Raw genomic sequence first — 13902 nt, forward strand, 5'->3', positions numbered from 1 at the left:
TCAGTTGTCGTACTCGTCCAACGGCGGGCAGGAGCAGACGAGGTTACGGTCACCGAACGCACCGTCGATCCGGCGCACCGGCGGCCAGTACTTGTCGGCGGCGGTGACCCCGGCCGGGAAGACCGCCACCTCACGGCTGTAGCCGTGCGCCCAGTCGCCGCCCAGCGCGGCCGCCGTGTGGGGGGCATTGCCCAACGGGTTGTCGTCCGCGCTCCACTCGCCGGAGGCCACCTTCTCGATCTCGCCGCGGATGGCGATCATCGTGTCGCAGAAGCGGTCCAGCTCCGCGAGGTCCTCGCTCTCGGTCGGCTCGATCATCAGCGTGCCCGCGACCGGGAACGACATGGTCGGTGAGTGGAAGCCGTAGTCGATGAGCCGCTTGGCCACGTCGTCGATGCTGACGCCGGTCGCCTTGGAGATCGGCCGCAGGTCCACGATGCACTCGTGCGCGACGAGCCCGGCCGGGCCGTTGTACAGGATCGGGTAGTGCGGCTCGAGGCGCTTGGCGATGTAGTTCGCCGCGAGTACGGCGACCTGCGTCGCACGCTTCAGGCCCTCGCCGCCCATCAGGCGTACGTACGCCCAGGAGATCGGCAGGATGCCGGCCGAGCCCCACGGGGCGGCCGAGATCGGGCCGACCCCGGTCTCCGGACCCGCTGCGGGCTGCAGCGGGTGGTTCGGCAGGTACGGCGCGAGGTGCGCGCGCACGCCGACCGGGCCGACGCCGGGGCCGCCGCCGCCGTGCGGGATGCAGAAGGTCTTGTGCAGGTTCAGGTGCGAGACGTCGCCGCCGAAGTGGCCCGGCTTGGCCAGGCCGACCAGCGCGTTGAGGTTGGCGCCGTCGACGTAGACCTGACCGCCCGCGTCGTGCACCTCGGCGCAGATGTCCGCGACGTGCTCCTCGAAGACACCGTGCGTCGACGGGTAGGTGATCATGAGCACGGCGAGCTGCTCACGGTGCTGCTCGATCTTGGCGCGCAGGTCCTGGATGTCGACCTCGCCGTCGTCGGCCGTCTTCACCACGACGACCTTCATCCCGGCCATCACCGCACTGGCCGCGTTGGTGCCGTGCGCCGAGGACGGGATCAGGCAGACGGTCCGCTGCTCGTCACCGTTGGCACGGTGGTACGCCCGGACGGCCAGCAGCCCCGCGAACTCGCCCTGCGAGCCGGCGTTCGGCTGGATGGACACCGCGTCGTAACCGGTGACCTCGGCCAGCCGCTCCTCCAGCTCCCGGATCAGCGTCAGGAAGCCCTGCGCCTGCTCGGCCGGCGCGAAGGGGTGCAGGGCGCCGAACTCGGGCCAGGTGATCGACTCCATCTCGGCGGTCGCGTTCAGCTTCATGGTGCAGGAGCCGAGCGGGATCATGCCCCGGTCCAGCGCGTAGTCGCGGTCGGCGAGCTTGCGCAGGTAGCGCAGCATCGCGGTCTCGGAACGGTGCTGGTGGAAGACCGGGTGGGTCAGCACGGCGTCGGAGCGCTGCAGCCCCTCGGGCAGCGCGTCGGCGGTCGTGGCGTCCAGGGCCTCGATGTCGCCGGTGACCCCGAAGGCCGCCCAGACGGACGCGATCTCCGTACGCGTGGTCGTCTCGTCGCAGGCGAGCGAGACGAGGTCACCGTCGACGAGCCGCAGGTTCACCCCGCGCTCGCGGGCGTCGGCGACGACCTCCGCGGCCCGGCCCGGAACCCGGACGGTGAGCGTGTCGAAGTGGGAGCCGGTCACCACGTCCGCACCGGCGGCGCGCAGCCCCTCGGCCAGGATCGCGGCGTAGCGGTGGGTCCGGCGGGCGATCGTCCGCAGCCCGTCCGGGCCGTGGTAGACGGCGTACATGCCGGCCATCACGGCGAGCAGCACCTGGGCGGTGCAGATGTTGCTGGTGGCCTTCTCGCGGCGGATGTGCTGCTCGCGGGTCTGGAGTGCCAGCCGGTAGGCCTTGTTGCCGTCCGCGTCCACGGAGACGCCGACGAGGCGGCCCGGCAGGCTGCGGGCGAACTTCTCGCGAACGGCCATGAACCCCGCGTGCGGTCCGCCGAAGCCCATCGGCACGCCGAAGCGCTGCGTGGTGCCCACCGCGATGTCCGCGCCCAGTTCGCCGGGCGAGGTGAGCAGGGTGAGCGCCAGCAGGTCGGCGGCGACGGTGACGATCGCGCCGAGCTCGTGGGACTGCTCGATGACGGGCGCGAGGTCGCGCACGGCTCCGGAGGCGCCCGGGTACTGCAGCAGGACACCGAAGACTCCGCGCTCGGCGATCTCGGCCGGGATGCCGTCGGCCAGGTCGGCCACGACGACCTCGACACCGGTCGGTTCGGCGCGGGTCCGGATCACGGCGACGGTCTGCGGGAGGGCGTCGGCGTCGACCAGGAAGACGCCGTTCTTCACCTTGCCGACGCGCCGCGCGAGCGCCATCGCCTCGGCGGCGGCGGTGCCCTCGTCGAGCAGCGAGGCACCGGAGGTGGGCAGCCCGGTCAGGTCGGCGACCATCGTCTGGAAGTTGAGGAGGGCCTCGAGGCGGCCCTGCGAGATCTCCGGCTGGTACGGCGTGTAGGCCGTGTACCAGGCGGGGTTCTCCATGACGTTGCGCAGGATCACCGGCGGGGTGAACGTGCCGTAGTAGCCGAGCCCGATCATCGGGGCCAGCACCTGGTTGCGGTCGGCGAGCGACCGCAGTTCGGCCAGTACCTCGGCCTCGGTACGGGCCGTCGGAAGCTGCAGCGCCTCGGCGCTCCGGATGACATCGGGCACCGCGGCCGCGGTGAGCTCGTCGAGCGAGCCGTAACCGACCTGGGCGAGCATCTTCGCCTGCGCCGCGGCGTCGGGACCGATATGACGCTGCTCGAAGGGGATTCCCTGTTCGAGCTGGGCGAGCGAAGTGCGACGGGGGGTCATGGTGGAGGCCTCCTGGTCTGTCACGACCTGCGAGGGGCACCGCGGCGCGGGGTGCCCGAACGGCCTCCCCCTCTGTCATCTCAACCTGAGAGCTTCACCGGTGCCCACTGCGCGCACCGGCTTTCACCGTCGGTGAGGGAGGGACCCACTCGGCACCCGGCCGTGCGGAACCCGCCCTGCTTTCCAGAGTGACCTCGTCCGTGCGGTACGGGGGCCTGAGAGATTCCGGGGAGGATTTGCTCCTTCGGCGCCTCCGGATTCGCTCCGGAGGACTCTCCCGCACGGGGTAAGCAGCCGCCCCCAGCCTACCAGCGGGGTGCCCGGCGGAGTTTTCGAGTGGCCAACCGCACGGATCTGCACTTCTGTGGTTCCTGTGGAGTACCCGCGACCAGTGGGAGGGACCGTGCAGACCGACATCGATCCGCGCAGCCTGATCGGCCGCAAGGCGTTCGACCGCGAGGGCACCAAGATCGGAACCGTGGACGAGGTGTACCTCGACGACGCGACCGGTGTGCCGGAGTGGGCGGCCGTACGCACCGGACTGTTCAGCCGGGACGCCTTCGTCCCGCTGGAGCCCAGCGAATTCGTCAAGGACACGCTTCGCGTCCCCTTCGACCGCACGCTGATCAAGGACGCTCCCGACTTCGGGGTCGGCCGCCACCTCTCGCCGGAGCAGGAGCTCCAGCTCTACCGGCACTACGGTCTGGACGCCCCGCCCGAGGCGACCGCCCCGGACCGGGACTTCGGCAGGCTGGCCGGCCAGGACGAGTAGTCGACCGGGTCCCGCACGAGCGGCAGCGGATCGGCCGGCTGGAGTTCCGGATCGTCGATACGGAACGTACGGACCCGGCCGGGCGCCGATTCCGGCTCCTCGAAGCGCACCGTGACCCGGCCGACCCCGCTGCCCTGCACCCAGCCGTGGCCATGGGCGTCGTGCCGCACGTCGTGTCCGGCGGGCCAGCGCCGGGCGGCGAGCTGCTCGGCGCTCTCCTGTTCCGGCTGCTCCGCGGACTCCGGCCGCCCTTCTCCCGCAGCGGCCTCCGCCCCGGCCTCCGCACCGCCGGCGGCCTGGTCGGCGGCCAGTTCGGCGGCGAGCCCGGCAGCGGCGAGTCCTGCGGCGGTGCGCTCATCGGCCGCCTGCGCGAACAGATCCTCCTGGGTGTAGTCGGCGAGCCCGGTGACGCCCACGCCCAGCAGCCGCACTCCCCCAGTGGTGTCCACGGACTCCAGGAGCCGGGCGGCGGCCTCCCGGACCACCGTGGGGTCGTCGGTGGGCCCGCGCAGCGTCTCGGACCGGGTCAGCGTCGAGAAGTCGTACCGCCGCACCTTCAGCACCACGGTCCTGCCCGAGCGCTCCGCCGCCCGCAGCCGCTGGACGCACCGGTCGGCGAGCCGCTCGACCTCGCCCCTGACCCGGACCCGGTCGTGCAGGTCCGTGTCGAAGGTGTCCTCCACCGAGACCGATTTCGCGTCCCGCTCGGCGACGACAGGCCGGTCGTCCCGGCCGGCGGCCATCCGGTGCAGCGAGGCGCCGTGCGCCTTGCCCAGCAGCCGCACGAGCTCCGCCTCGCCCGCCTCGGCCAGGTCGTTCACCGTGGTCATCCCGGCGCGCCGCAGGTGGTCCGCGGTGGCCGGTCCGACGCCGGGCAGGGTCCGTACCGGCATGGGCGCCAGCAGCTCCCGCTCGGTACCCGGCTCGATCAGCATGATCCCGTCCGGCTTCGCCTCCTCCGAGGCGATCTTCGCCAGCATCTTGGAGCCCGCGAGACCGACGGACCCGCTGAGTCCGGTGACCGCCTCGATCGCCTCCCGCAGCTGCTCACCGATGGCAAGGGCGGAGGCGGTGTCGTCCGCTGTGCCACCCGCCTCCAGGTCGACGAAGGCCTCGTCCAGGCTCAACGGCTCCACCAGCGGCGACAGCCGGCCCAGCAGCTCCATGACCTGGTCGCTCACCGTCCGGTACAGCGCGAAGCGCGGAACCAGATAGGCGGCGTTCGGCGCCAGGCGTCTGGCCTGCGCCATCGGCATGGCCGAGTGGACCCCGAAACGCCTGGCCTCGTACGAGGCGGTGGCGACGACCCCGCGCGGCCCCAGTCCGCCCACGACGACAGGCTTGCCGCGCAGACTCGGCTTCGCCGCCTGCTCCGCAGAGGCGTAGAAGGCATCCATGTCCAGATGCAGGATGGTCGGCGCGGCTCTCACATCAGTCGATGCTGCCCCATGGCACTGACAATCGCCGGGCGGCGGCCGCCCGCAGGCGGACGCCTTGGGCCCGGCCGGGGGCTCACCTGCTCAGCCCGCACGGTTGCGCCGTCGGGCGAGCTCGTCGGCGGGGTTGTTCCCGATCAGTGTCTCGCCGGTGTCCACCCGCTCCCCGTGCAGCTGTGACAGCGCGGCGTCGACGTCCCGCCAGACCACCCCGACGGCGATGCCGAAGACGCCCTGACCCCCTTGGAGCAGCTCCACGACCTCGGCGGGCGAGGAGCACTCGTAGACCGTCGCCCCGTCGCTCATCAGGGTCATGCGCTCAAGATCCTGGAACCCGCGGGCCCGCAGGTGCTGGACCGTGGTGCGGATGTTCTGGAGCGCCACCCCGGTGTCGAGGAAGCGCTTCACGATCTTCAGCAGGACGACGTCCCTGAAGCTGTAGAGCCGTTGTGTGCCCGATCCGTAGGCCGGACGGACGCTCGGCTCGACCAGGCCCGTACGGGCCCAGTAGTCGAGCTGCCGATAAGTGATCCCCGCCGCCGCGCACGCCGTCGGCCCGCGATAGCCGATGTCCTTGGCCGATGTCACGCCGTCCCCCGCCACCGCAGCCGGCGCAGCCGGCTGCCTGATGGTCTGGTCGGCCGTACTCCCCTGGTGCGGATACGGCCCACCCACTGCCGCACCGTCGCCGCTGCTTCCCACGCCGACCTCCGTCCTTGACCTGCCCACTCGAAGGTAGGCAGTCACTCGGGGTGCGTCAACGATCGCCACACTCGGCACGCCGAGTGATAATCACCCTGAGGGTGGTTTCACGTGACCCTCGACCGGGAAAGGCTTGTCGAATGCGCTGACGACGACCCCTCGGGACGTCACTGGCTGTTCGTACCGAAGTCCTCCGGCGAGATCTGATCGAGGAATTCGCGGAACTTCTCCACCTCGTCCTCCTGCTCGTCGGGAATCGCGATTCCGGCGTCGTCGAGCACCCCGTCACTGCCGTAGATCGGCGTTCCGGTACGCAGGGCGAGCGCTATGGCGTCGGACGGCCGCGCGCTCACCTCGACTCCGCTCGCGAAGACCAGCTCCGCGTAGAAGACCCCTTCACGGAGGTCCGTGATCCGGACCTCGGTGAGCTCCTGGCCCACGGCCTCGAGCACATCCTTGAAGAGGTCATGGGTCAGCGGTCTGGCCGGAGCCATGCCCTGCTGAGCGAAGGCGATCGCGGTCGCCTCACCAGGACCGATCCAAATGGGGAGGTACCGGTCGCCTCCCACTTCACGCAGGAGCACGATCGGCTGGTTGGAGGGCATTTCCACCCGGACACCCACAACGTCGAGCTCGTTCACACAGCAACCCTAGGACTTGCTCGGCAGGTTTGGGTAGTCGGGGCCCACGCGGATCAGTGGAGCCTGATCTGGAGCGCGGTCTGTACGAGGGCCGAATGCAGGCGTACAGAGAGCTCCGCGAGCTCCTTGGCGGTGGCCTCGGCATGGGCTCTGGTCTGCGGATTCCGGTGCCGGCGCAGTGGCGCGACGACCTGTTCGATCAATCCGGCCTCGCGGTCCGCGGCCGCCCGCATGGCGCGCAGATGCCGCGGTTCCAGGCCGAACCGGCCCAGATCCGCCACGAGCCTGGCTACGGTGACCGTCTCGGCGTCGTATCCGCCGTCGGCCGACGGAACGACCAGACCGTAGGACTCCCATGCATCGAGGTCACTCTCGGTGACCTCCGCGGCGGCGAGCAGCTCGGCCCGGCCGATGCGGGCGGCCGTGGCCCGGCCCGTCCCGGCCATCCAGCTGCCGTCGGTAAGTTCCCGCTCGCCGTCCGGAGCCGGCAGGGGCGCCCGCTCACCCCGGGCGACGGCGTCCAGGTGCTCGCGGATGACCTTCAGCGGAAGATAGTGGTCCCGCTGCATCCGCAGCACCTGGGCGAGCCGGTCGACGTCGTCGGAGCGGAACTTGCGGTAGCCGGAAGGCGTCCGCTGCGGTTCCACGAGCCCTTCCGCCTCCAGGAACCTGATCTTGGAGATGGTGACTTCGGGAAACTCGTCCCGCAGCTGCAGGAGCACCGTGCCGATGCTCATCGGGCGGTCGTCGGCCGTGGCGGTGCCGTTTCCGGCACCGCCCGTCGGTGTTCTCAGCATGGACCTTCCTGGGGGTCCCCCCGGACGGAGTCCGGGGACGGGTCAGATGGCCCGCTGGCTCGCGTAGAAGACCAGCCGGTACTTGCCGATCTGCACTTCGTCACCGTTGGAGAGCGCGACGGAGTCGATGCGCTCACGATTGACGTAGGTGCCGTTGAGGCTGCCCACGTCCCCGACCGTGAAGCTGCCGTCGGGGCTCCGGCGGAACTCCACGTGGCGGCGCGAGACCGTCACGTCGTCGAGGAAGATATCGCTCTGCGGGTGGCGTCCGGCCGTCGTCAGCTCGCCGTCCAGCAGGAAGCGGCTGCCCGAATTCGGACCGCGGCGCACCACCAGCAGCGCCGAACCGAGCGGCAGGGCATCCACAGCTGCCTGCGCCTCGGGCGAGAGGGACGGTGCCGACGTCTGACCGGTCGCCTCCGCCTCGTAGGCCTCAAGGCCCGAGATGGAGATGGTCGACGTCGTCTCCGAGGCCCGCTCGGGAACCCCGCCCCTCAACGGCGCGCCGCAGTTGGAGCAGAAACGGCTGGCTTCGGCATTGCGGTGACCGCACCTCGTGCAGACCGGCATGGACGAACCCTCCTGCCTCGGGGTGAACCCTCCACCCGTACTTGAGGTTGACGGTTCTCCGAAACCTATGCGGCCGGGACCGGCGGGGTCAACAGACGACGCGCCCGAATTGTCACCCCCCGGGCCTGGCACCTGGTCGCGGAAGAGCGGGCGCTCGGAGCCCTGCTCGTCGGCTTGACCACTGCGCGGCGCGCGATGGCGGGCTGCCTCATCGCGTGCGCTCTTGCCGAACAACTTTCCAAACAACTTCACGGGCGATTCCCCTTGACCGAAACAGACCCGCCCGTGGGGCAGGACGAACCCTGAATGAACACACCTGCCGACCCGGACATCTTCACAACGTCCGTATCTACTCGACAGTTTCCACCACGCACCACGATTACGATGCGGCGACCCCCCGCAACCTTCTGCCCGTGTCCCCCGACGCCCACGCGTCCCGGTTTCACTGGGCCGACGACCGAGCGTAGTCAGGCCACTCCGCCGGTCGCAAGGCGTTCACGACAATGTCCTCGGCCTGCGACACATGCACGGTGGCCTGCTCCTTCTCCAGAGTCTGCACCACACCGCCCGGGATGTTCAGCGCCGGTTCCAGATCCTGCGGCTTGCCGATGACCTTGAAGACGTACGGAGCCGAGATCTTCCGCCCGTCCACCTTGATGGCGCCGCCGTCACCGGAGAAATACGTATTGGCCACCACTCGCACGCCGTTGACCTCGATCGCCTCGGCGCCGGCGGCCCGGAGCTCCTGAAGCGCGTCGAGCAGCTTGTCCGCCTCGACCGCGTCACCGGGGTCGTTGATCGTCATGGTGATGCCCGGCCCGTGCGCAGCCACGGTACCCGCGAGGATGCCGAGTTGACGCTCCTTCTCGACCGTCTGCTTGCGGGCCTCCTCCGCCTGGTCGGAACTGTTCTCCAGCTCCGTGCGCTGGTCCTCCAGGCGCTGCTTCTCGTCCTCCAGCCGCTGCGAACGGTCGTCCACCTCGTCGAGGATGCGGACCAGGTCCTCCTGGCGCGCACCGCGCAGGGCACTGTTGTCGCTGTTGGACCGCACCTGAATGGCGAGCCCCAGACCGAGGACGAACAGCAGGACCGCGACGATGAGTTGGGCACGGGTGACCCTGGGCGGCCAGACGCCTGCGATCAGCCGCTGGCGTCCGGTCAGTTCCTTGGGCGCGTCCGCGGGCCGCTCGCCGGGCTGTTCCCGGCCGCCGGTGAATTCCTCGTCGTTGCTCATCGGCCTCAGGCCCGGAAGACGTGCCGGCGGATGGCGGCGGCGTTGGAGAAGATGCGGATGCCGAGGACGACCACGACTCCGGTGGAGAGCTGGGCGCCGACGCCCAGCTTGTCGCCCAGGAAGACGATCAGGGCGGCCACGACCACGTTCGAGAGGAACGAGACCACGAAGACCTTGTCGACGAAGATTCCGTCGAGCATGGCGCGCAGGCCACCGAAGACGGCATCGAGGGCGGCCACGACGGCGATCGGAAGGTAGGGCTCGACCACCGCCGGCACTTCGGGCCGGACCAACAGTCCGACCACGACTCCCACGACGAGGCCCAGTACGGCGATCACGATGTGCCCTTCCCTGTGTCTGCCGCACCACTGCCGGTGTCTGCGGCCTTATAAGGCTCTGCTGTCCGTACGATCAGGCTCGGGGCGGCCGGCAGGCTCACCTTCTCCTGGACGGAGATGCTCGTCCTGATGTCGAAGGTGTCCTTCAGCGCTTGCAGGTACTGGCCGTCGGCGCTGTCGCGGAAGGCGGCGCCGAGCTTCTTCCCGTCCCCCACCGCGAGCACCGAGTACGGCGGCACGAGCGGTTTGTTGTCGACCAGTATGGCGTCGCCCGCGGCCCGGATCGCCGACAGGGCGGTCAGACGCTGCCCGTTGATGGCGATCGCTTCGGCACCGGACTGCCACAGGCCGTTGACGACCCGCTGCATGTCCCGGTCCCGGACCCGTCCGGTGTCGGAGAAGCCGCTGGTCTCACGCGGGCCCCCACCGCCCTGGTCGGTGTTCTTCGCATCGTCGACGACCAGCTTCACTCCGGGCCCGTGCACGGCGGTCGCGCCGGAGAGCAGAGCCACCAGCTCCGCCTGGTCCCCACCGTGTTTTTCCAGAGCTTTGCGCTGGCGCCTGCCGACATCGTCGCGGACCTTCTCGACCTGTGCCTCGAGGGTGTCGGCGGCGTCGGTCTCCGCGTCGATCCGGTCGATCAGTTCCTCGCGCTCCTTGGCGAGGACGGGTGCCGACACCCGTGCCTGCGCGGCGCCCAGTGTGACAACGAGCGCGGCCAGCACGAGGCACGCCGCGAAGCCCAGCTTCGCCTTGAGCGTGCGGGGCATGCCGGCCCGGCCGTCGGCCTTGCGGCGAGCCGATGCCTCGGCATATCCGTCGTCCAGGCTGTGGTCCATCACATTGGTCAGCAGCGACATGGACGCGTCGGGGCGCGCGGGCGGCGAGGCCGTACTCCGATCGGGGGGCTGCTGCGACATGCCGCACATCGTCGCACGTCGCGGCTGCTACCGCCGAATGGCCCCACCGGTGTACCCGGAGCCGCCGGGCGGCGCGTTCCGGCGGACCGCCGCACCGCGGACGGTGCGGCCGCGGCGACAGCGTTGCTCCGCCGTCACCGCGGCCGGACGGCTCAGTCGCCCGCGCTCTCGACGATCGTCGACCACTCGTCCAGCAGGGCCTGCGCCGAGGCGTCATCCGGCCCCTCGGCCCACAGATGGGTGACCGCTTCCGCCCGGTCGGGCAGCACCATCACCCAGCGTCCGTCCGCCTCGACGACCCGCACGCCGTCCGTCGTGTCGACATCACGGTCGCCGGCGGCCTCGACGACGCGGCGCATCACCAGTCCCTTGACGGCCCACGGAGTCGCCACATCACGGCGCAGAACATGGGCACGCGGAATACGTGCGTCGATCTGGCTGAGGGTGAGCTGGGTCCTGGCCACCAGGCCGATCAGCCGTACGAACGCGGCCGAGCCGTCGAAGACGCTGCTGAATTCGGGAACGATGAAGCCGCCGCGCCCGTCTCCACCGAAGATGGTGCCTTCCTCGCGTCCGACCCGGGTCAGGTCGTCGGGCGAGGTCGTCGTCCACTCGACCTGGGTGCCGTGGTACGCGGCCACCTGCTCGGCGATGCGGGTGGTGGTCACCGGCAGCGCCACCCGGCCGCTGCGCCGCTCGGCGGCGACGAGGTCGAGCATGACCAGGAGCGCCCGGTCGTCCTCGATGATCCGCCCCCGCTCGTCGACGAGGGAGAGCCGTTCACCGACCGGGTCGAACCGGATACCGAAGGCTGCCCTCGCCGAGGAGACGATCTCCCCGAGTCGCACGAGCCCGGACCGCCGGGTCTCGGCGGACTCGGTGGGACGCGATTCGTCCAGTCCCGGGTTGATGGTCAGCGCGTCCACACCGAGCCGTCCCAGCAGGCTGGGCAGAACAAGCCCGGCGCTGCCGTTGGAGGCGTCCACGACGACCTTGAGCCCGGCGTCGGCGATTCCGGCGGTGTCCACGTTCCGCAGCAGCGACCCGGTGTACGAGTCGAAGACGCTGGAAGGGAAGTGCAGGTCACCGATCTCCCCGGGGAAGGCTCGGCGGTACTCCTGCCGGGCGTAGACGCGGTCCAGCTTGCGCTGCTGCGCCTGCGAGAGGTCGGCGCCGCTCGCGTCGAAGAACATGATGTCGACGGAGTCGGGGACACCCGGCGACGTCCGGATCATGATGCCGCCGGCGCTGCCGCGTGCGGTCTGCTGGCGGGCCACGGGCAGCGGTACGTTCTCCAGGTCTCGGACGTCGATGGCGCTGGCCTGGAGCGCCGAGATCACCGCACGCTTCAGTGCCCGGGCGCCTCGGGAGTGGTCACGCGCGGTGGTGACCGTGGATCCCTTCTTCAGCGTCGTGGCGTACGCGCCGGCCAGCCTGACCGCCAGTTCCGGCGTGATCTCGACGTTCAGGATGCCGGAGACGCCGCGCGCTCCGAAGAGGTGGGCCTGTCCGCGTGACTCCCAGATCACCGAGGTGTTGACGAAGGCGCCGGCTTCGATGGTCTTGAAGGGGTAGACGCGGACGTTGCCCTGGATGATCGATTCCTCGCCGACGAGGCATTCGTCGCCGATGACCGCGCCGTCCTCGATCCGGGCCGCGCGCATGATGTCGGTGTTCTTGCCGATGACGCAGCCGCGCAGGTTGCTGTGATCACCGATGTACACGTTGTCGTGCACCACGGCCTTGTGCAGGAACGCCCCGCTCTTCACGACGACGTTCGACCCGATGACGGTGTGTTCACGGATCTCGACGCCCGCCTCGACCTTGGCGTAGTCACCGATGTACAGGGGCCCGCGGAGCACGGCGTCGGGGTGCACCTCGGCGCCTTCGGCCACCCATACACCGGGCGAGATCTCGAAGCCGTCGATCTCCACGTCGACCTTGCGCTCGAGGACGTCGGCCTGGGCCTTGACGTAGCTCTCGTGCGTGCCCACGTCCTCCCAGTAGCCCTCGGCGACATAGCCGTAGATGGGCTTGCCTTCCTTCATGAGCTGCGGGAACACGTCTCCGGACCAGTCCACGGAAACGTCGGCCTCGACGTAGTTGAAGACCTCGGGCTCCATTACGTAAATGCCCGTGTTGACGGTGTCCGAGAAGACCTGTCCCCAGGTGGGCTTCTCCAGGAACCGCTCGACCTGGCCCGCCTCGTCCACGATCGTGATGCCGAATTCCAGCGGATTCGGCACACGGGTGAGGCAGACCGTGACCAGGCCGCCCTTTTCCTTGTGGAACGCGATGAGGTCGGTGAGATCGAAGTCGGTGAGAGCGTCACCGGAGATGACGAGGAAGGTGTCGTCCTTCAATGCCTCTTCGGCATTTTTCACACTGCCCGCGGTGCCGAGCGGTTTCTCCTCGTTGGCATAGCTGAGCTCCATTCCGAGCTCTTCGCCGTCCCCGAAGTAGTTCTTCACCAGAGACGCGAGGAACTGGACGGTCACAACCGTCTCACTGAGCCCGTGCCGCTTGAGCAGCCGGAGCACATGCTCCATGATCGGCCGATTGGCTACGGGCAGGAGCGGTTTGGGCATGCTTGAGGTCATGGGGCGAAGGCGAGTGCCTTCACCACCAGCCATCACGACGGCCTTCATGTCGGAAACGTCCTCCTCGAAGAGACGACGGTCTAGCCGACTTCACCCGTCAGGGCAGCGTCTGTGTCATCAGCCGCGGGCCGGCCACGCTGCGCGGCACCGCATCAACAGGCTCAATCGGCTACTGCATCCGCCTTGACAAGTCGGCGGACCTGAACCACGTAGAGGATCCCTGCCCACCAGTAGAGGGTTGTACCCCATGCTGCGAACGCCCATCCGAAAACAGTGGCCAGCGTTGCAAGCCAACCACCTCCGTCGCTGAGCAGCAACAAGGGGAACGCGTACATCAGATTGAACGTGGCCGCCTTGCCCAGGAAGTTCACCTGGGGCGGGGGATAGCCGTGACGGCGCAGGATTCCCACCATCACGAGAAGCATCAGCTCGCGCGCGAGAAGGGCTGCGGTGAGCCAGAGCGGAAGAATCTCCCGCCAGGTCAGCCCGACAAGGGTCGAAAGAATGTAGAGACGGTCAGCGGCCGGGTCGAGTAGTCGTCCGAGGCTGCTGATCTGGTTCCAACGACGGGCCAGCTTTCCGTCGAGGTAGTCGCTGACACCGCTGAACATCAGCACGAGCAACGCCCAGCCGTCGCTCTTGGGCCCGCCGAACTCGGGGCGGAGAATCAGCCACAGGAAGACAGGCACGCCGACGAGGCGGGCCATGCTGAGGATGTTGGGGATGGTGAGTACCCGGTTCGTCTGAACGCGAGTCTCCTGGACCTCCACCCGGGGGCCTCCTGTGAAGAACGTGCCAATGATGCTTCCTGACCCTACCCGCAGGGGCGGCCAGCAGGTGCACGGGGGTACCCGAAACCGTTCGGGAACGCAGAAAAGCCCCGTGCCACAAGGGCACGGGGCTTAACCATTTTAAAAGGAGTTCGGCGGCGTCCTACTCTCCCACAGGGTCCCCCCTGCAGTACCATCGGCGCTGAAAGGCTTAGCTTCCGGGTTCGGAATGTAAC

The 13902-nt window shown here is 69.3% G+C and carries 12 protein-coding genes, 1 rRNA gene and 1 riboswitch; of the genes, 1 reads left to right on the plus strand and 12 read right to left on the minus strand.

Annotated elements, in window-relative coordinates; genetic code table 11:
- Entirely contained in the window at positions 1-2886 is a 2886-nt protein-coding gene (gene gcvP, locus ACGFU6_RS24770) for an aminomethyl-transferring glycine dehydrogenase (RefSeq protein WP_393613921.1), read from the minus strand.
- A gap of 193 nt (positions 2887-3079) precedes the next feature.
- Positions 3080-3176, minus strand: a riboswitch (glycine riboswitch).
- Between the two features lie 113 nt (positions 3177-3289).
- On the opposite strand from gcvP, the gene ACGFU6_RS24775 reads away from it, so the two are divergent.
- Entirely contained in the window at positions 3290-3658 is a 369-nt protein-coding gene (locus ACGFU6_RS24775) for a PRC-barrel domain-containing protein (protein WP_123529403.1), read from the plus strand.
- Here ACGFU6_RS24775 and ACGFU6_RS24780 read toward each other — a convergent pair.
- The 11 genes from ACGFU6_RS24780 to rrf all read right to left on the minus strand — a co-directional run.
- Positions 3583-5088 (minus strand): DNA polymerase IV, encoded by a 1506-nt coding sequence (locus tag ACGFU6_RS24780; RefSeq protein WP_393613923.1) that lies wholly within the window; start codon positions 5086-5088, stop codon positions 3583-3585. The genes ACGFU6_RS24775 and ACGFU6_RS24780 overlap by 76 nt on opposite strands.
- Positions 5089-5178: 90 nt before the next feature.
- Positions 5179-5796 carry a MerR family transcriptional regulator gene (locus ACGFU6_RS24785; protein ID WP_393613925.1) on the minus strand — a complete coding sequence of 206 codons (618 nt, stop codon included), beginning with the start codon at positions 5794-5796 and terminating at the stop codon, positions 5179-5181.
- A 167-nt stretch (positions 5797-5963) separates the two neighbouring features.
- Positions 5964-6437, minus strand: a complete 474-nt coding sequence (locus ACGFU6_RS24790; RefSeq protein ID WP_006123076.1) for a bifunctional nuclease family protein — start codon at positions 6435-6437, stop codon at positions 5964-5966.
- A gap of 53 nt (positions 6438-6490) precedes the next feature.
- On the minus strand, positions 6491-7234 hold the full coding sequence (locus ACGFU6_RS24795; protein ID WP_393613927.1) for a MerR family transcriptional regulator: 744 nt from the start codon (positions 7232-7234) through the stop codon (positions 6491-6493).
- Between the two features lie 42 nt (positions 7235-7276).
- Positions 7277-8056: an FHA domain-containing protein gene (locus tag ACGFU6_RS24800; RefSeq protein WP_393613929.1), complete on the minus strand. Its 780-nt coding sequence runs from the start codon at positions 8054-8056 to the stop codon at positions 7277-7279.
- Between the two features lie 190 nt (positions 8057-8246).
- Positions 8247-9038: a DUF881 domain-containing protein gene (locus ACGFU6_RS24805; RefSeq protein ID WP_393613931.1), complete on the minus strand. Its 792-nt coding sequence runs from the start codon at positions 9036-9038 to the stop codon at positions 8247-8249.
- Positions 9039-9043: 5 nt separating this feature from the next.
- Positions 9044-9376, minus strand: a complete 333-nt coding sequence (locus ACGFU6_RS24810) for a small basic family protein (protein ID WP_003970459.1) — start codon at positions 9374-9376, stop codon at positions 9044-9046.
- Positions 9373-10296, minus strand: coding sequence for a DUF881 domain-containing protein (locus tag ACGFU6_RS24815; protein WP_123528410.1), 924 nt, complete (start codon positions 10294-10296; stop codon positions 9373-9375). The genes ACGFU6_RS24810 and ACGFU6_RS24815 overlap by 4 nt, the downstream gene beginning before the upstream one ends.
- 152 nt (positions 10297-10448) lie before the next feature.
- Positions 10449-12944: a sugar phosphate nucleotidyltransferase gene (locus ACGFU6_RS24820; protein ID WP_393613933.1), complete on the minus strand. Its 2496-nt coding sequence runs from the start codon at positions 12942-12944 to the stop codon at positions 10449-10451.
- A 113-nt stretch (positions 12945-13057) separates the two neighbouring features.
- Positions 13058-13666, minus strand: coding sequence for a CDP-alcohol phosphatidyltransferase family protein (locus ACGFU6_RS24825; protein ID WP_393613935.1), 609 nt, complete (start codon positions 13664-13666; stop codon positions 13058-13060).
- Positions 13667-13816: 150 nt separating this feature from the next.
- A 5S ribosomal RNA gene (gene rrf, locus ACGFU6_RS24830) occupies positions 13817-13902 on the minus strand; the annotation flags it as partial.

The sequence above is a fragment of the Streptomyces sp. NPDC048462 genome (assembly GCF_043200175.1).
Classification (GTDB): Bacteria; Actinomycetota; Actinomycetes; order Streptomycetales; family Streptomycetaceae; genus Streptomyces.